25 protein-coding genes are annotated in these 18,256 nt (G+C 39.8%); all 25 read right to left on the bottom strand.

Translation table 11 applies throughout. The features are described 5' to 3' along the window. Window positions 1-168: 168 nt before the first annotated feature. The 25 genes from Selli1_RS01680 to Selli1_RS01560 all read right to left on the bottom strand — a co-directional run bounded on the left by Selli1_RS01680 (window position 169) and on the right by Selli1_RS01560 (window position 18,056). Window positions 169-411: a hypothetical protein gene (locus Selli1_RS01680; RefSeq protein WP_055158449.1), complete on the bottom strand. Its 243-nt coding sequence runs from the start codon at window positions 409-411 to the stop codon at window positions 169-171. Next, window positions 399-965, bottom strand: a complete 567-nt coding sequence (locus Selli1_RS01675; RefSeq protein WP_118700264.1) for a DUF3990 domain-containing protein — start codon at window positions 963-965, stop codon at window positions 399-401. The genes Selli1_RS01680 and Selli1_RS01675 overlap by 13 nt, the downstream gene beginning before the upstream one ends. Further along, complete coding sequence (locus Selli1_RS01670) at window positions 958-1,182, bottom strand: DUF3791 domain-containing protein (RefSeq protein WP_015553412.1); 225 nt, start codon at window positions 1,180-1,182, stop codon at window positions 958-960. The genes Selli1_RS01675 and Selli1_RS01670 overlap by 8 nt, the downstream gene beginning before the upstream one ends. A gap of 52 nt (window positions 1,183-1,234) precedes the next feature. Further along, complete coding sequence (locus Selli1_RS01665) at window positions 1,235-1,447, bottom strand: glycine zipper domain-containing protein (RefSeq protein ID WP_118050420.1); 213 nt, start codon at window positions 1,445-1,447, stop codon at window positions 1,235-1,237. 48 nt (window positions 1,448-1,495) lie between these two features. Next, on the bottom strand, window positions 1,496-2,077 hold the full coding sequence (locus Selli1_RS01660) for a helix-turn-helix domain-containing protein (RefSeq protein WP_118050421.1): 582 nt from the start codon (window positions 2,075-2,077) through the stop codon (window positions 1,496-1,498). 124 nt (window positions 2,078-2,201) lie between these two features. Beyond that, window positions 2,202-3,017: an alpha/beta fold hydrolase gene (locus Selli1_RS01655; RefSeq protein ID WP_118050422.1), complete on the bottom strand. Its 816-nt coding sequence runs from the start codon at window positions 3,015-3,017 to the stop codon at window positions 2,202-2,204. 270 nt (window positions 3,018-3,287) lie between these two features. Then, window positions 3,288-6,089, bottom strand: a complete 2,802-nt coding sequence (locus Selli1_RS01650) for a DNA methyltransferase (RefSeq protein ID WP_281872153.1) — start codon at window positions 6,087-6,089, stop codon at window positions 3,288-3,290. 15 nt (window positions 6,090-6,104) lie between these two features. Next, complete coding sequence (locus Selli1_RS01645; protein ID WP_005341250.1) at window positions 6,105-6,311, bottom strand: helix-turn-helix domain-containing protein; 207 nt, start codon at window positions 6,309-6,311, stop codon at window positions 6,105-6,107. A 145-nt stretch (window positions 6,312-6,456) separates the two neighbouring features. Then, the gene (locus Selli1_RS01640; RefSeq protein ID WP_281872151.1) at window positions 6,457-6,867 is read right to left on the bottom strand and encodes a single-stranded DNA-binding protein; all 411 of its coding nucleotides are present in this window, start codon (window positions 6,865-6,867) and stop codon (window positions 6,457-6,459) included. A gap of 23 nt (window positions 6,868-6,890) precedes the next feature. After that, window positions 6,891-7,190 (bottom strand): hypothetical protein, encoded by a 300-nt coding sequence (locus Selli1_RS01635; protein ID WP_281872150.1) that lies wholly within the window; start codon window positions 7,188-7,190, stop codon window positions 6,891-6,893. A 687-nt stretch (window positions 7,191-7,877) separates the two neighbouring features. Continuing rightward, window positions 7,878-8,159 (bottom strand): hypothetical protein, encoded by a 282-nt coding sequence (locus Selli1_RS01630; protein WP_270245971.1) that lies wholly within the window; start codon window positions 8,157-8,159, stop codon window positions 7,878-7,880. Window positions 8,160-8,173: 14 nt separating this feature from the next. Beyond that, a complete protein-coding gene (locus Selli1_RS01625) occupies window positions 8,174-8,521 on the bottom strand; it encodes a TnpV protein (RefSeq protein ID WP_281872149.1) in 348 nt (115 codons plus the stop codon). Between the two features lie 74 nt (window positions 8,522-8,595). Next, window positions 8,596-8,772 (bottom strand): Maff2 family mobile element protein, encoded by a 177-nt coding sequence (locus Selli1_RS01620; RefSeq protein WP_430393042.1) that lies wholly within the window; start codon window positions 8,770-8,772, stop codon window positions 8,596-8,598. 108 nt (window positions 8,773-8,880) lie between these two features. Then, a complete protein-coding gene (locus tag Selli1_RS01615; RefSeq protein ID WP_281872148.1) occupies window positions 8,881-10,767 on the bottom strand; it encodes a VirD4-like conjugal transfer protein, CD1115 family in 1,887 nt (628 codons plus the stop codon). Beyond that, complete coding sequence (locus Selli1_RS01610) at window positions 10,764-11,255, bottom strand: PcfB family protein (RefSeq protein ID WP_024720793.1); 492 nt, start codon at window positions 11,253-11,255, stop codon at window positions 10,764-10,766. Before Selli1_RS01610 ends, Selli1_RS01615 begins: the two co-directional genes overlap by 4 nt. An 82-nt stretch (window positions 11,256-11,337) precedes the next feature. Beyond that, window positions 11,338-12,132, bottom strand: a complete 795-nt coding sequence (locus Selli1_RS01605) for an ATP-binding protein (RefSeq protein ID WP_281872147.1) — start codon at window positions 12,130-12,132, stop codon at window positions 11,338-11,340. Further along, window positions 12,132-12,950 carry a replication initiator protein A gene (locus Selli1_RS01600; RefSeq protein ID WP_055156955.1) on the bottom strand — a complete coding sequence of 273 codons (819 nt, stop codon included), beginning with the start codon at window positions 12,948-12,950 and terminating at the stop codon, window positions 12,132-12,134. The genes Selli1_RS01605 and Selli1_RS01600 overlap by 1 nt, the downstream gene beginning before the upstream one ends. Window positions 12,951-12,959: 9 nt before the next feature. Continuing rightward, complete coding sequence (locus Selli1_RS01595; protein WP_024728267.1) at window positions 12,960-13,838, bottom strand: replication initiator protein A; 879 nt, start codon at window positions 13,836-13,838, stop codon at window positions 12,960-12,962. Further along, window positions 13,831-14,223: a hypothetical protein gene (locus Selli1_RS01590; RefSeq protein ID WP_008688048.1), complete on the bottom strand. Its 393-nt coding sequence runs from the start codon at window positions 14,221-14,223 to the stop codon at window positions 13,831-13,833. Before Selli1_RS01590 ends, Selli1_RS01595 begins: the two co-directional genes overlap by 8 nt. A 13-nt stretch (window positions 14,224-14,236) precedes the next feature. Beyond that, a complete protein-coding gene (locus tag Selli1_RS01585) occupies window positions 14,237-14,635 on the bottom strand; it encodes a single-stranded DNA-binding protein (RefSeq protein ID WP_005344165.1) in 399 nt (132 codons plus the stop codon). Between the two features lie 13 nt (window positions 14,636-14,648). Continuing rightward, window positions 14,649-15,047: a hypothetical protein gene (locus Selli1_RS01580; protein ID WP_008688044.1), complete on the bottom strand. Its 399-nt coding sequence runs from the start codon at window positions 15,045-15,047 to the stop codon at window positions 14,649-14,651. 131 nt (window positions 15,048-15,178) lie between these two features. Next, the gene (locus tag Selli1_RS01575; RefSeq protein ID WP_008688043.1) at window positions 15,179-15,490 is read right to left on the bottom strand and encodes a DUF6050 family protein; all 312 of its coding nucleotides are present in this window, start codon (window positions 15,488-15,490) and stop codon (window positions 15,179-15,181) included. A gap of 112 nt (window positions 15,491-15,602) precedes the next feature. Next, window positions 15,603-16,532, bottom strand: coding sequence for a ParB/RepB/Spo0J family partition protein (locus tag Selli1_RS01570; RefSeq protein WP_008688042.1), 930 nt, complete (start codon window positions 16,530-16,532; stop codon window positions 15,603-15,605). Continuing rightward, window positions 16,513-17,307: a ParA family protein gene (locus Selli1_RS01565; RefSeq protein ID WP_117457753.1), complete on the bottom strand. Its 795-nt coding sequence runs from the start codon at window positions 17,305-17,307 to the stop codon at window positions 16,513-16,515. The genes Selli1_RS01570 and Selli1_RS01565 overlap by 20 nt, the downstream gene beginning before the upstream one ends. 2 nt (window positions 17,308-17,309) lie before the next feature. After that, window positions 17,310-18,056, bottom strand: a complete 747-nt coding sequence (locus tag Selli1_RS01560) for a hypothetical protein (protein WP_008688040.1) — start codon at window positions 18,054-18,056, stop codon at window positions 17,310-17,312. Window positions 18,057-18,256 lie beyond the last annotated feature (200 nt).

Here is an 18,256-nt window from a genome sequence, read left to right as displayed (position 1 = left end):
GTAAATAAAAAGAACCGGCTTATTCATAAATGCCGATTCCTGGGTATAAAAAAACTGAGGTCGTTGTCCTATGATTAGGAAATGCTGACCTCAGCGTTTTTGAAATATTTGGTTGTCACAACGATATAATAGCGGAAGTTTTTAACACCATCCGGATATACTATCATCTCAAATCTGATATCCGGATTTCTTTAACTCTTCCCTATACAATTCAGCTATATATGCCGGACCATTGCACCACAGCTTTGTGTTCTCATCATACAGTGCTTTTCCTGTCTTTGAACATAGAAAATCTGTCAATATCTCTTTTCTGTCCTTGCCCGTTTCTTCTGCAATCTCATCTGTCACCATAGTGATAAGAAGATCTATTGTATAATTCATTTTTTCCTTTGGAATTGTTACTTCAGCCATATCTTCTCACCTTTCACAAATTTCAGACACTTAATGGCGGCTTCTGTTTTGAAGCAATATTGATCTTTTAGTTTATTGGGCAACAACTGTCTGATGCAGAAATCGTCTGCCTCCTTATCGCCTGCTGTCCCGAAAGCCCCGGCAAGGTAAGCAGTAAGGGTAGCGTTTGTTGCATCATCCGCAATCTTTCCTGCAATGATATCATACCTCGCCATTTCACGTTCAACTTCGATGAACATTTTTTTCTTTCGATGAGCTGCAATGCAATGTAACCAGTCTACATCTGCATTTTCAAAAATATGCGTTTCAAGATTTCCTGAAAGGTTAAATTCAAAAGTTGAAATATATCCAAACTTCTGTCCCTCTTCAATTGTTCCTGTTGCGATTGCTTTGGCTATTGAGGTTCTTAGAAAACTTTCTGCCTGCTCCTTGGATGTGGTTAAATAAAATCCCTGCCCAAAATCTTTTCGCTTTGCACATTTGGCAAGATCTGGCTCTTTTACTTCACAATAGCTTCCATGATAGAGAACAAATCCATCTTTTAACTCAAGCACTGATCTCTATCCCCTTTCCTTGCAAAAATTCAGTAATATCTTCAAGCACAGCTTCATCGCCTTCACAATGAAAAATCCCATAACATTTTTCTATATATCCAAGAACATCAGCTTCTTTAAACAAGTGGATAATCTGTTCAACAGGTAAATGCCACTCTTCTGAAGCAAGCCGGATTAATCTTGTTTGCATGAAAGTAATCTCTGTTTTCTCACTCATTACGAGTCCTCCTTAACTTCTTGGTCAATAAAACTGGAATTTACTCGGTTGATTATTCTTCTTCGTCATCCTTTTGAGATTCATCACTTTCCCTATTTCGATTTTGACCATCGAGAGCAGATCCTATGCCCACACCAATCGCAAAACCGACAAGCATATAGAGTGGAAAATTGTTGGTTGCTACACCAATAGCCGCACCGATAGAAATTCCTATGCTCATAAAAGTCGGTAAATAGTGAGGCTTATCATCTTTTTTATTTCTCATATAGCTATACATTCCTTTCCAAATTATAAGATTTATTGAGTGTCGTTATCAAAATGATTGCAGCAAAATGCCCAATACATAACTAACAATTGCTCCTACTGTAGCACTTCCGATAAACCATAAAACCTTTTGATAAGGACGTTTGCCGTATTCTCTGGCTCTCTGGATTTCATCCAGCCTTTTACCTTCACAAAATGCTACTATTTCCTTGTACGTTTGAACATCATTGCCCTTTTTTATTTGTTCAACCTTTGTTGCAAAATACATAGCCGCTAAAGCAATGACACACCAAAGAATCACTGTCCATTTATTACCAATGTAAAATAACGGAGCTGCTGAAATAACAGCAATAACGAGAAAAACCGTATAGATTGCGCCGTAGTGATTGAACTTTTTGATTTCTTCTTGTTTGATTACTTCTTTCATAGTATCAATATCTCCTTTGATTAGTTTATCAAGTGAGATTTGAAAGACTTCACTCAATAATACCAAGCTGGTTACATCTGGATAGCTTTTGTCATTTTCCCAATTTGAGATTGTTTGTCTTGAAACATAAACACGATTGGCTAACTCCTCTTGAGACAGTTGTGATTCCTGACGATACTTTTTTATTTGCTTTCCGAGTTCCATCTCTTCACCTCCTTGCATACTCATACTAATCAAAAGATCGTATTTTCGCTATCAAAGGACATTGACATCTATATTTTCCGTGTGTCAAAGGTCTTTTACATACCATCAAATTAGAAGTTATCCGTTATGAAATATTTGCAACAAATTCCTCTATCAAGCGATTCACCTGTTCGGGTCTGTCTGTGTTGGAATTATGTCCAGCTCCTTCAATCCATGTCAAAGGAATTTTCGTATTGTGATACCATGCTTTGTTGTACCGTATACACGAACCAGCATGATCTTGTGTGCCGCACATCAATAATGCAGGACACTTAATCTCATACGGCAAATCCTTTTCCATAGCCGTTGCCAAAATACGATAACCATGTCCGGCAATTTGTGCATAGCGTTTCTGCTTGCCGTCATAAGTCAGCATCATTTCACGCATGAGGTTTCTACCATAATCAGTCGTGGCAACACCTTCTGACCCCGATTTCAGGAGACATTTCCACGGATAGTGAGCATATACCGGTTCCATCCGTTTCAGAAGCCAGATTTCAACTGCCGTCACATAGCTTCGTTGCAACGGTGCAGAGTCAATAGAGATGAACCCTGTCATTTTGTCTGGGTAAAGCTGTGCATAAGCCTGTCCCACATATCCACCCATAGACTGCCCGATAATAACAGGCCTTGTGATTCCTTCTTGGTTCAATATATCGTTCAGCCATTTTGCCTTATCGAACAAGTCAAAATCAAACCGAAACGGCCATGAAGAAGCGTGTGCCGGCGCATCCCAGACGATAACATTATATCTGTTCTTAAAATACTGAATTTGCTTATCAAACAATCGATGATCCGCAGTCAATCCTGGCAGAAAAACGAGAGTAATTGTGTCCGGGTTTGATACGCTTGCCCAATAGTGAATCGTTCCGCAACGAGTTTGACAAGTCTTTTCTTTCATCTGGCTTACCTCCACAATCCCGATTTCACGCTTTCTTTCACCCCATATGTTTGTATCTGAGGTATTCACTCACAAACTTCGGGGATAGGCACCTGTGCCGCAAGGGGAAACAGCCCCTTATACGAAATCTCTGATTTCGCTGTATTTCCTATTTTGAGATTTTTCAAAACTGGGAATGGCACCGCAGGTCGCACGATACAGGCAAATGTAATTGCCTGTATAGAAGTGCGCTCTTAGCTTTGCTAAGAGATTTTTGCCGTATCCGGCGTGTTATCTTTTTTCGATTTCTTCTACTTTCTTCTGATAAAGTTTCATCAATTCTGCAACACAGGCAGCTTCGCTTTTATAGGCTTCACTGCCTTTTGTAAATCCGTATGCCTGCATGACAGCCATATCGTTCTGGTGATGTGCTTTTCGCAACTCCAGCGGCATGGTCAGTTCATCATAAAGATCTGCAAGGCTACTGTCTGGATATAATGCTCTTGCATCAAGAATTGCCTGTGCAGTCTGTTCGATTTTTTTCCGTTGCTGAGCGGTCGGCTCAGGCCATGGGAAGTTATTATAAACAATATTAGCAGAATACCTATAATCACTTTTCATTCTGCCACAAACAGCTCGCATCCATGCCATATGAATATTTGACGTTAATATTGCAAATTGATACATCGTTGCCTCTGGTATGATAAAGTTAAGATCTGTTGAGATTGTATTATAATCTAAAAATCCCATTGGTACATATCTTCTTCTCTCAGAACTTACTTTTGGCACAAGAATAAATGATGCAGGATTATTCAATTCCCTGAATAGCGTCGGTGTTTCTGCAAGTTTTCTTCTTCCTGCATCTGGCGAATTTTCTCTGTCCTGTTTACAAGCTTCTACCCGCTTAAGTACAAGCGGCATTTTTCTTAACTCTGCTGGTTTAACATCTACCAGCCATAAGCACCACCGCTCTTTATTGTTGATGAACTCAGTTGAACCAACTAATTTTTTAATATAAGGTTTGGCTTGTGGTTCTTTTCTTATAAATTCTTCATAGTCTTCTTTTTCAATAATCAGATTACCGCCATCTGCTGGTCTGTTTCCCGTCGTCATTTGTGGAACATTCCATAATGGCTTGCTGCGATTGCAGATAAATTCATTAGGTGCGTCCAACAAATACGCATTGACATTATTTACTTCTTTAAATCTTCCATCAACATAGATTCTGCGTTTTGCTTGATTTGGTGCAATGCTGAATCCAACAATCACACAATGTACATGCGCTTTCATATTGGCTTCGCTGTCCCAGATAAATGTCCGGTGTGCAAAATCTATATGGATCCCAAATCGGTCATATAAAGGTTTCCAGACACCTGCCACCTGTTCTCCCTGCGTAATGGAATTAGTTGATACAAATGCTGTCCGTATAGTTGTTCCCTGCATAAACTGCGCAGCTTTAAAATACCAGCCCGCAACATAATCAATTTTCCCTGCAGTCTTATATGGCTTTCCTTTTTCATCCACGTAAACCGATAAAATATCATTTTTCTGTTCTTTGTTCTGTAGTGAATAACCCACAAACGGAGGATTTCCCATAATATACGAAACCTGATATTTTGGTACAACGCTCTCCCAGTCAATCTGTAAAGAATTGCCTTCCACAATAAACGCATTTGTCGTCAACGGCAGGAAATCCAGATTCATGTGAACGATGTCTTCCGTCTCTTTCATCATCTGTGATTCTGCAATCCACAATGCAGTCTTTGCAACTGTGACAGCAAAATCATTGATCTCGATTCCATAAAACTGATCAATAGAGACATGAATTGGTGAGGATTCATCAAATCCAAAAGTAATCTGTCCTCTCTGCAATTCTTTTATGACTTCATTTTCTAATCGGCGGATACTGATATATGTCTCTGTAAGAAAGTTTCCACTTCCAGATGCCGGATCAAGCCATCGGAGATTTGACAACTTTTTCTGGAAGTCTCTCAGCTTTTTATCTTTTGTTCTCTGAACCGTTATCTGCTGAATTTCTTTCAATTCATTTTTCAGTTCATCCAGAAACAGCGGATCAATGACTTTATGAATATTTTCAATGCTGGTGTAGTGCATACCGCCGGAGCGTCTTGTCTCAGGATTCAGTGTACTCTCAAATACCGCACCAAATATAGTCGGACTAATTTCTGACCAGTCAAAATCTGCTGAGGCTTTTTCCAGTAAAAGGTTTCTGATTTCATCTGTAAACTGTGGAATTTCAATATCCTCATTTGCAAACAGCCCACCATTTACATATGGGAACTGTGCCAGAGATTCTTCCATGTATGGATCTCTGTCTTCTGGTTTTGTATCAAGCACCTGGAACAGCTCAATCACGGCTTTTCTCATGTGCCTTGTATCAAATTCTTCCAGATAGTCATGGAACATGCCATGCTGTCCAAAAATACCGGCATCCTCTGCATACAGGCAGAATACGATTCTGACACAAAGGATATTCAGACTTTTCATTGCCCGCTCTGTTGTCGAATCAACATATTGTTTTGCCAGTGCATCATACAAAAGCCCTACAATTTCACCTGCGGCAATGGAAACTTCCATTTCTCTCTGAAGATTTGTGTTTCCCTCGTCCACAAGGAACTGTAACCGATAATATTCTTTTTCCAGATCTTCCAACTGGATAATCTCCGGATCGCCACCCGGCTTTTCCATATCGTAAATATAAAATGACTGGAAATTACTGGTTACGATCCATCTTGGTCTTTTTGAATATGGCAATTCGGAAGAATATCTTTTTGCCTGTTCAAATGGTGTCAGCATAGAGCCGTCGGCCTGCCGGATAGCAGCCGTCAGGCTCTTATTTATACTTTTCTGTTCAATCATGACATGGGTTTTCTCAATATACCCATCAATAAAACTGGTGTGGTCAAGGTGTACCTGATCCTCAAAAGAAATAAACTGTGATATTTCCGTTACACCAAATACCGTTGTCAGAAGCTCCACCCAAAAGATCTGACTGTCGCCTTTTTCATATCCACGGTCTTTCCAGTTTTTTGCAAATGCTTTCGCCGCTGCTCTTTGCTGTGTATCTGTCATTGCAGCAACCTCCTGTTATTCATCATCTGTAAATTCCATCATCTCATCAACAGTACAGTCCAGCTTCTTGCAGATCTTCTCAATCGTCTCCATTGATACATACTGGTTTTTTCCCATCCGGGCAAGAATATTACCACTGATCCCGGTGAGGTACTGCATCTCTATCCGCTTCATATTTTTATCTATGAGCATTTTCCATAATCTGTTATAACTTACGCCCATAAGCTGCCTCCATATTTCTCATTCAAACATATTTTGATTATATCACGTTTTCGTTAGGTTGAATACCTGTAATTTTTGATTTCCTCTTTAAAATGGAAAAGAGAATGCCCGGCAAAGAGCGGCCTCTCCAACCATTTATTCCGGTTTAGTCAAATGGAATCTCACCTTCCGGTGCTTCCATAAATCCGTCCTTATCTGTTTTCTGTGTTTCTGACAAATCTGCACCGGCACCGTTATCCTTGTTCTGAGCAAATTCATGTTCTTCGACGATCACATCTGTGGTGTAAATTGTTTTCCCGTCCTTATCCTTATAATTACCGGTGCTGATACGACCGCCGATCACAATTCTCGTTCCCTTGTGAAGATATTTCTGTGCAAACTCTGCACTCTTTCCAAATGTGACACAGGAGATAAAATCTGCTTCCTGTTCTCCGTCACGTTTATATCTTCTATTTACCGCAAGTGTATATCTTGCTACTGCCATATCATTATCTTTTCCGGCATATTTGGTCTCCGGGTTCTTTGTCAGTCTTCCCATTAAAATCACTTTATTCATAATCGTTATCGTCCTTTCCGCAGCTACGCTGCCATTGCATATTCTTCATCATCTGGTTCATTGTCTGGCATAAACATTGTACATGCTTCCGGTGGATTGGTATCATCCGGCGAAAACATTTTCTGAATCATTTCATATATGATCGGATACCGATATGCAATTTCTTCTCTTGCGAGGAATCTACATACCTTGTAAAGATTCTTTTTCATCTCTGCATCCGTTGCAAGCATAGCAACCAGATGGATTCTCTCCCTTGTACAGTTCAGATTCGGGCATCCAAACCAGTGGATTATCTGCATTTCTTTCATTTTCAGTTCTGTCATAAACTGCTCCTTTCCAGGCATTTCACCCTGTAAACATTGTTATCATTTTCATTCGTCCGGCGGTCTGGCGTGCGTTTTCCTGTCATCTGCAGTCGTCTCAGACTGCCTCTGCCTGCATCAGCAGGTCACTGACCATAAGGCTTTGGTCAGCCGCCCATCATCGGGAGTGTCATTATGATTCCGCTCACTCTCTGAAAAAGAAAGGTCATGGCAGAACTCCTGGTAGACTTTCAGGGTGCACTTATCGGTTGTCAAGGTTCAACGAAGGAACATTCCAAAACGTCCTCTGATTACTAAAGTCAAATGACTTGGCATGATGCAAAAAATTCGTGATATTTTTTTGCATTTTTATCATTTTTTCTTTTACTTTTGTTAGTCCCTTCACTTACTCTGTATTGGGAGAGATAAAAGCGGACATGATTTTGAAAAATTATGAAAAAATTTTGTCCCTCTACCTATAAAGCTTTTGAAAAGATATTTACCAACCCCCTTTTGCAAGTTTTTTTCGCAAAAATGAACTATTCTCTCACTAATTGCAAGTTTCAGAGTATCTTTGGACGGTACTTTCGCAGAAAAATTTATTTTTCTTACTAATCACACGTGGGGACTTGAAGAATGTCAGATGATTTTTTAAAAAATCAAAAAAGAAGCACCGACCGTTACAGTCAGTGCTTGTAAGATGAATATTTAAATTTTACAGTCCTTTTCACACACCAGCCTTTCATAATCCAGAAATCCTCGGATATACATTTCTTTTGCCACAATCCCTTCCATGGCATTTTTCGCTGAAATAATTCTGTCCAATGTCTGCCACATCTCCTGTCCGGCATCTCTGAGGACTGGTTCCAGTATATCTATGTAATGATGAATTTCTGCTTCCAGAGAAATCATCTCCGGATCAGATTCAAGAAATCTTTCCAATTCCCGCTGGTATTCTTCATAATAACTTTCAATCAATTCTCTTCTCATATCTGGAATCCCCCTTATATATAAATCAGTTCCTGCTTGATGATTTCAGCAGCCCGGTTGCGGATATTGTTGCAGTGGCGTACCCATTCCATAGAATTCTGTCTCTTCAGTTCCTCGGTAACTCTCTCCGCACTTCGCATTTGAGCTTCAATCAGCTCAAAGCGTTCCTGTGCCTGTTCATTCAGATCTGCCAGATAGCTGTCCAGTCTGGCGGTCAGAAGAAGATATGTATAAGTTCCAGATTTATGTTCTTTCAGATATTCCTTCCGAAGCATTCCCCAGCAGCCAATCGGTCTGATTTCCTCTGGATAGTATAGATTCGGTAAATAATAGTCTCCAACTTTTGTGTATTCGATTTTCATAATGATTTCCTTTCGCTTTTCATGAAATTGTCATGTTATCTGCGTAGGATGTGCATTTTTCCTTTAAAATCTTTTCACATAGAAGACATTAAGTGTTTGATGCCCTGGCTCTTAGCGCCGGGATTGTCATTTCCATATCCTTCCAGAAGGTTTACGACACCCCACACACCAAGACCTGCGCCGATTGCGACTACAAGAGTTTTTAAAGTTGTAATTGCACTGCTAAAAAATGCCATATATTCATAAACCAAAACTGACTTCTTTCAGGTGTTTACGGGAATGAAAAAACACCGACTAAAAAGCCGGCGCACCTAATGTCAGTTATTCCTTTCCTCATTATTTTTCGTTCATTCCCAAGGTTACTCCGACAGTTCTACATGAATCACTTCCACCTCTTCTTCGGGTTTCGGTGTGTACTGCGGATTTAACTCTTTCTCTACTTTGTACCGGTTCTTCTCGTTTTCATCTGCAAGAAGCCGATAGTTTTTGTGTTTCGTGATATCATATTTATCCGAGAAAAATGGTCTGGCACCACGGATCTGCAGGATACATTTTCCTCCATCCATGACTGCAATCTCATCTTCCGTCATCAGCTGTTTGCCTGTTTTCTGGTAATTCAATCCAAAGGACTTCTGATTACTCCTCGTCTCCGAAGTGTTATACAGGTCAATGGTTTCCTTCCCCAGAAGCTCACTCATTTCCTTTAAGGTAGTTTTCTCTTTTCCACCAAGGAATAGTGTGGTATCACAGTTGCCCAGAATGGTATCTGCACTATCCTTATACATTGCCTTTAACTGACTCTGGGACTGCAAAATAATAGAAGCAGAGATTTCCCTGCTTCGTATGGTTGCAATCAGCTTGTCAAACTGAGGAATCTGTCCGATGTTGGCAAACTCATCAGCGATGACACGCACATGCACCGGAAGTCTTCCACCATATTCATCATCTGCCTTATCGCAAAGCAGATTGAAAAGCTGTGACTGTAACATGGCAATCACAAAGTTAAAGGTTGTATCTGTGTCGGACATAATCAAGAACAAGGCTGTTTTCCTGTCTCCGATCTTATCCAGTTCCATTTCATCGTAAGACATGATCTCACGAAGTTCTGCGATATCAAATGGGGCAAGTCTGGCTCCACAGGATATCAAAATACTTTTCGCTGTCTTTCCAGCCGCCATTTTATATTTTTTATACTGTCTGACCGCAAAGTGCTGCGGATCTCTTTCTTCCAGTTCCTGGAACATCATATCCACCGGATTCTGATAAGTTTCATCCTCTTCACGGGTTTCGCTTTCGTTCAAAAGATCCAGAAGGGTATTCAGATTCTTTTCCTCTTCATCCCCTTCATACCAGATAAAAGCAATCAGTGCTGTGTACAGCAATTTCTCTGCTTTCACCCAAAAATCTTCGGAAGCTTTTTCCCCTTCGCCTTTGGTATTCACAATGATTGTTGTCACCAGCTTCAGGATATCTTTTTCAGACCGTATATAAGCAAATGGATTGTAATGAAGCGATTTGGAAAAATTGATGGTATTCAGAACCTTAATCACATATGGCTCATGAACCACTTTTCCAGATTTATCTTTCATAATATTTCCATTCTTATCTTTCTTAGGTGGTCCCTTTGCTAACATCTTCCCGCACTCTTCGATCAGAGTACCTTTCGGATCTGTAATGACCATGGAACAATTCATCTGCATGACCGACGGCTTTACAAAAAATCGTGTCTTTCCGGAACCACTGCCACCAATGACCACGATATTTTTATTTCTCGCATACTTCGGCTGCTTTGGTCTGCTCTCCATGGTCAGTGCTTCTGTTGCTGTCAACGGAATATTCATCCAGGGATCATCTGACATATAAGGCTTGATATCCTCTGCAGTTCCCCATCTGGCTGAACCATACTCGATTCCTTTCCGAAGTTTCTTTGCATCTGACTGTTTCTGCCAAACTAATAGTTTCAAAACAACTGCGACAGTAACTCCAACCAATAGATCTCTCAGGTCAAGACTCAACAGAATCCCTGTAAAAATCCGATCTGCATGTTCCATCGCATATAACAGTTTGTTCCCTATATCTTCTCCGGGACTGCTCCTGTATAGGCAGGATGCTCGGTCCGCATAAAAAGCGGTCAGAACATAGGGAAGATTCGTAAGAACCAGTTTCTTTTTATCCAGGGCGGACAGCCTGACCCCAGCTTTATTCTTCCACTTCTGCATCAGATTATTGCCGTTTTGTTTCTTCATCGGCTCTGTTCCTGATGTCGGCTCTTTACTTTGTCCTTCGTCTTCTTTGGCATCATTGCCCGGTAAGCTGCAAGACGCTTATGAATGGAAGGTTTATTCGCTTTTTGAATCTGTTTCTGGGAAAACTCACGGAAAGCAGCATTGAGGGCATCCTGATCACGTCCCTTGAAAAATACCAGATAAACCGGCGGCTCTTTGCTCTTGTCTTTTTTCAGAGCATAATTGATCCCATATTTTCTGGCATACCGTTCAAAGGACTTGATATTTTTGTCCGTGATCTCGATATTGACCATCCCGGCATTCTGTTTTGCCAGCTCTTTTACCGTGACCTTTCCCTGTTTCGGCTGATTTTTCTGTGCTTTCTTCTCTACTGATTTCTGCTTCTGATGACGCAGATACGCAACAAGAACCTTTTTCAACAGGTCTGCCGTAATCTTAGTAGCCCGAATACAGAACGTGACCGTTTTCTGAGTTACCTCTTCCTGCATGACTTTTCCCTCCTTTCAGCGATTCAACTGCTGTCCAAATCTGTAATCATGGCAATCACCCCCTTTAATGAAAAAAGACAGATTAACCGGTAATCAGGTTCTGCACCTGTACGAGTTTTTCTGTCCCTTCTTCTTTTCTCTTATCTTCTCCACCACAATAGATGGGAACACACATTTCAAGTATTCTACTGTAAATACGCTGATGGGCAGTATCCAAATCTGTGGACTTCATTTCATTCAGTCCCAGATTCGTTGTTATGATCAGCGGAAGCATTTTACAATAGCGGCTGTCTATCACATTATAGACCTGCTCCAAAGCAAACTCGGAATTTCGTTCTATTCCCAAGTCATCAATAATCAGCAGCGGATAATCCACAAGATTTTGTATAATCTGGTTCTTATCTGCCTGATAGCTGGTCATTTCATTTAAAATCCTGGAAAAGTTTGTCATCATGACTCGTTCTCCCTGTTCCAAAAGTGCATTTGCAATACAGCCTGCAAAAAAGCTCTTCCCGGTTCCAACCGGTCCCATCAAAAGCAATCCTACATTTTTTCTCTTCATATCTGTCCAGTTTTCTACATACTGCCTGGCGATTAGTATCTTCTGGTTGCTTCTATTGTCATTTTCAAATTTCCATTCCCAGAATCTTCTTTCCCGAAGTCCGACGGATTTTCTCTGATAAAGCTGCCGCTGTTCTTCTTCCCGCTGCATCTTCTCATCCAGTTCCTGCCTGGCTTTTACCTCGCATTCGCACAAACAGGACACTACATGCTCAAAACCTATCAGACTGACTTTCATCTGTTTTCTTTTTCCACAGGTGCCACAATGAAGACATCCCTCTTCGTCCAGATAATCTGCTGTTACTTTGTTTTCCATCACAGGCTTTCTCCTTCCTGAAATTCATATTTATCCATTCCTATCCTGGTTCCATCCCTTTCTGCCCAAAGACAGATTGTTGCAAAATGGTTTTGATACTCTTTTCCACTGGATTTCATATAAACAGAAAGATGATCAATCCGTTTCTGGTAATCCCATGGAAATAGCGTCGTCAACTCCTGTAGTTCAGCTTCCGACAGAACAACATTTTTAAATCTACCATATTGACTGAATTTTTCTTCCAAAGCGGGTGTATTGCCCTTACTCTTATCAGTATGATTCTTTTCAGTCTTATTTATCTTAGTATTACTTCCATCCAGATTCTTGCAGTCCGGACTTCTATTTTTTTGCGTTCCGGACTTCCAGTTTCTTGCAATCCGGATTTCCAATTCTTTGCAGTCTGGATTTCCAGTTTCTGGCATTCCAGAAACAAAGTATCTTACTGGCTTTCCTCTACTCCGTTTTACAAAATTTTTCACATATATGACAGAGGGACGATTATTCCCCTGCCGATACCGCTCGATCAATCCAATCCCATGCACACTATCCAGCTCATATAGAAGCTTTGTCACTGTCGTATGCGACATTCGCAACAGCTCCTGCAATTCTGCGATCGTGTAAATGATATAGACATAACCCTCACTGTCAATCCAGCCATTTTTCTTGGACAGGCTGATTCGATCAAGCAGAATTCCATAAAGGAGCTTTGCGTCTGTGGACAGGCTTGCAAACTCTTTTTCTGTGAACAGAGCTTTTGGTATCCGAAAAAAAGAAAACTGGTCAGATTCTTCTGCTCTGAAATATTCAAAATCTGCCATAATATTTTCCTACTCTTCTACATCAAAATCACAATTTGCTGCACTGCCTGTACCATGGCACATCTCATCAAATACAAAATTGAATGATTGAATCATTTCGTCCAAATAATAATTTCTGGCCTTCTTGTTACAAGCATACATATCACCAATAAAGCCTTCATCATTCCCCATCGCATGAACAAGGGTTTCCAGGACCTTCATAAACTTCTTTTTTGAACAGCTTTCATACTGTCTGTTCACATATTTCTGGATATCTAACACACGAGCAGGATTATTTTCATTTTCCTCCAGAATTCCAAATGCAAGATCCATACCAAACTCATATCCATCAGCCTTAATTTGATCAATATCCATCTCTCCAAGCTCATCCTGGTATCCTCGCTTTTCCATTGCAGTTAAAGACGTTTCATATTGATCAATATATCCCATATCCGCAATAGTTTCAAAAATATCTCTGGATGCTTTCACCATCTTATCCATAATAATTTCTCTTTCAGCCAGCGGCATATTTGCCATGATAGTATCTAATGTCATCATTGATTCTTCCTCCATCTCATTTTCATAAATACCATTGATATAAAAGTGGTTCGCCTTTCCATTGTTTGGAATGATACGCACCAGTTTACCAACCTGAACCAGTTCCTGTACTGCCTGATCTACTCCATACCGAGTCGTATTCAGGTCTTTCTTTATTTCACTTTTGGGATAGATAACAAACAGATTCCCGTTATGATCTACCCAGCCATTTTGCACCGCAAATTTCAAACGATCCAGAAATAAGCTGTATAGAATCTTTGCTGTATTTGACAGATTTTTGTATTTTTCCATCTGAAACAGCACCTTTGGCACCTGCAGACAATCTACCGGCATATACTCCATCTTACTCATTGATTGTTTCCTCCTTCTGTTTGTACAGCACTTCGGCTGAATTAATATTGATTTCCAGCATCCCTACAAACACCTGATAGTACAGCAGGCATATCTGTTCATCCTCTCTTGCCAGATACAATCCTTCCAGTTCATTGGACGGATGTTTCATTCCGTATACTGCCTGACAGATATCATGGATTTTCTCACATTCCACACTTCTAAGATGCATCTCCAAGGTGTGATTAAATCTCTGCCAGTCCTCCAGTTTCTGATTTACTGCCATCATGCACTGGAACAGTTCCGCTGCTTCACATGCTGCTGACAGCACTACATTTTTGTTGTTGATACTTCCATCGGCATTTTTCATATGCCCTACCATATACGCCTGATCTACTGAAACCATCTTTTATCCTCCTCTATCTAAACGGCATTTCTTCTTCCATACCCTCTGGGATCTCTAAGAACCCTTCCGCATCTTCTGGAAACGGTGGTCTGTCAACCATTTTTGCACCTGCGAATTCAATCCGGTTTGCATACACTTCGGTGGTATAGATCTTTTTCCCAGTATCCTTATCTTCATAATTACCTGTGACAATCTCGCCTTCCACCATGACCTTCGTTCCCTGCATCAGATAATCTCTGGCAAATTCTGCTTTCTTTGCAAAAGCCTTTACCGGAATGAAACTGACTTCATCGGAATAATTTCTTCTGACTGCCAGAACAAACTTGGCAATCTTATGAAGTCCTTTTTCATTCTCCACTTCGTTGTATCCGGGATTTCTTACTAATCGCCCGGAAATAACTGTTGTATTCATTGGCTTACCCCTCCTATGCTTTCATTGATTTGTAACAGATACCGATACATGGTCCACATTTTCCATAGGCACATCCGTAACATTCATCTTTTTCCAACTCTTCTTGCTTCATTTCATCGGCAAACATTCCTAACAGTGTTGTGTAAATCTTTTTCATTGCCAGGAATTTTTCTTCTGCTTTTTCCATCTTCTCTTTGTAAAATGGGATCAGTTCACGAAGAACTGGATGGAAACGTTCATTTTCATCATCCCAGGCACAGGTTTTCATCATACAGCGTGGCTGTTTCTCATAATTGCCCAGATAATATGGACAGAACGTACAGCCTCTTTCTTTAACAATTGCCACCGGAATCACTGGCATCTGACTTTTGATTTCCTTTGTTACATGCTTACTTTCAATTCGCTCTCTCATCTTAAAAATCCTCCAAGAATATATATATTTGCAAAAGGGAATTCCCCTGAATTGCCTGTTTTTAAGCACAAAAAAAGAGGCAGACTTACGATTTTTATTTTCGCAAGCCTGCCTCTTATCAATCTAATATTCTATTTTCCAATGACATACCGTATAAACACGTATATCGCTCTGATCACATACACTGGAATCATGATGCTTCCAATCAATGCTCCAATAATGACACTTAATGCAGCCATCCCAAGTGTTGCTGTGGTATCCATTCCTCTCGGAATTAGAATCAACCGCATTTTATGTATTCCAAATGGAAGTCCGGCAATAAATACCCACCAGAACCAATCCGTCTGCCCACTGACCTTCATAATTGTTTTTGTCATCCAAAACCAGAATACCATAAATGCCAGTGGCAGAATTGATTTTTTAATTACATCTCCAATCGTCATTTCTTTCGTCCTCTTATCTAATCTGTTTATCTTCTGTACTTTAGAAAGATATGCCTGATATCTTTGCATCTGTCTATCATTATATCTTATTTGCTTTTCATATTCCACTTTATCATCCCCTTTGCTCTGTTTGTGCTTTCCACGAATCTAATAACTGGAAAATTATTTTTTCGATTTGCTCTTTCTTGTAATCTGGTGGAAAATATTTTTGCAGTTGCTTTTCTGAAAAACTGATTTTCTGATAATTCACTTTTGCTTCTCCTCTAAGAATTTTCTCTATATCTTCTCCAGTCAATTCTTTTTGCTGGCTAAGTTCTTTCAGTTTTTTTGCCTGAGATCCATTTGGCATTTTCTTTGTTGTTCCTATAAACGCCAGTAACAATGACTGCTCATTACTTTTCAAATAAGATAAATCAACTGCAACAGTAAATGGCAATTCATTTTTATCTACAAACTCCAGCAAGTAATTCGACAAGTAGGTCAAGCGTATATATCGTTTGATCGTACTCATTGTCTCTCCGACTTCTGTGCCAACCATCTCAGCTGCCCATCTTTTTTTCAACTTTGGTTCAACTTGGACCAAAGTTAAATCAGTCCGTCTACCCTGACGTTTCAATGCTTCATACTTCATGCGGTATGCAAATGCCTTCTCACTATATAGCAGATTTTCTCTTTGAATGTTGGAATCGACCATAACCACAGTTGCTTCATCATCAGACATATCTCTGATAATGACCGGCATTGTTTTCAGTCCTAATTCCCTGCAAGCATATTTTCTTCTGTGTCCCACAACTAATTCATAATCCTTTTCCCCTGAATTTGAAGGTCTTGCAATTCCTGGCACAAGAACTCCATATTCTGAAATACTTTCAATCATTTCCTCCATTTTATCATCCCTAAACACTTTAAACGGATGATTCTTGAATGTATCCAACTCGTCCAGCGGAATTTCTCGCACACACTCCTGCTCCTCTGACAATCCGAATAATGCATCTACCCCTTTGAATTTTATCTTTGAAGCACTACTTTCTTTCACTGCCATCACCAATCACCTCCTCTACCAGTTTTTTATAAGCTTCGGCAACACGACCTTTCGGATCGTGTTTATAAATACTTACTCCCTCAGCACTCGTCTCTGCTGCCCTTATCGAAAACGGGATTGCAGTCTTGAAAATATTGATATATTCGCCATAATTATCATGAAGCAACTCTATAATCTCTTTTGAAAAATTCGTTCTTCGATCTACCATGGTAAGTAAGATTCCGTCAATCTGAAGCTTTCGATTTATCTGCTTTCTAACTTTATATATGGTCTGCATCAACTGTTCCAATCCTTTAACAGGAAGATAATGTGCCATAACCGGAATGATAACCGAATCAGCTGCTGCAAGAGCATTTACAGTAAGCATTCCTAGCGATGGCATATTATCAATCAGGATATAATCATATTCTGGCGAAATTGTCTTGATAAACTGTTTTAACACATATTCTCTGCTCATAACATTTACCAGACTAACTTCTACCCCAGACAGTTCAATATTTGCCGGAAGAATGTCCATTCCCTCTTCATGGTGAAGAATTCCATATCCTTCTGGTAATTCAAGACCATTCATTTCACAATGAAGAATTGTCGCTACTGTTATTTCTAATTCATCTGGATTCTGATATCCAAGACTTTCTGTTAAACTTCCCTGTGGATCAAAATCTATTGCCAGAACTTTATATCCTTTTTTTACCAATCCGATTCCTAAATTCACACAGGAAGTTGACTTTGCGACACCACCTTTTTGATTGACTATTGCTATAACTTTTGCCATCTCTATTTCCTCCCGATTCGTAATGTATGTTTTGAAACTGCTTTTTCTGCCTTTTTCTGATTTTCAGCCTGCAATGTTAAATCATGCGTCTTTATCAGCAATGCCTCAAATCTTTCTTTTTCTTCCTGCTGTTCGTGTGCTGTCAAATCCGTTTCCAAATTCGTTTTTTGTGAAACGCTCAACTTATTTCTAATATTATATGTGTCATATCTTCTTCTAATGCAATTCGCTTCTACACCGGACAGTGTAACCAACTCTGACCAGGAAGACACTTTACATCTTCTTGCAATCGTTCCCCATGATGGTGTTTCTGGATTTCTACAAGCATCATATATTTTTGACGTTGCCGGTTGTATCCGTTCAAATTCGTTTTTAAATATTTCCAAAAAATCATATTGATCATCCACACACCTTGTTCCATGACGTCCAATCCTTACGTATTCCATCTCACCATAATAATCATTTAGAAATTCTCTGGCTGTTTTTCCAAAAAGCTTTTCAAAGACCATATGGCTTGGTAGCTCTTTATGGCTGTCACACTCTTTTATTCTCGGTGGTATACCATTATGAGATTCTGTCCATTCATCTAATGCTTCATATACACTGGCTGCATCCCATCTATCCAATGGCGTGGAAGAATATTTTTTTAGTGCCTGTATCACTTCCACAACTTCCTCCGTCTGTGGCAGACATTGCAGTAATTCGATTGCCTTAGGTATGGCTTTTCTTCTTGTCATAATTCTTGCCATAAAAAAACCTCCTTTGAATGGTCATCATCTCATTCAAGAAGGTTCCTATCAGAAACAATTCCGAATTATTTTCAATATCTTATCTATACTGTTATTTCAACATAAGATATCGAAATGTACATCTGACAGCACTGTTTTTTTATCCAATGCCTTTATCAGAAATCCCTTATTTTAAGGCTTTTCCGGTCATTTCCTTTATC

This window comes from Sellimonas catena, assembly GCF_027924685.1.
In the GTDB taxonomy this organism is placed as follows: domain Bacteria; phylum Bacillota; class Clostridia; order Lachnospirales; family Lachnospiraceae; genus Sellimonas; species Sellimonas catena.
This window is presented reverse-complemented; position numbering and strand designations above follow the sequence as displayed.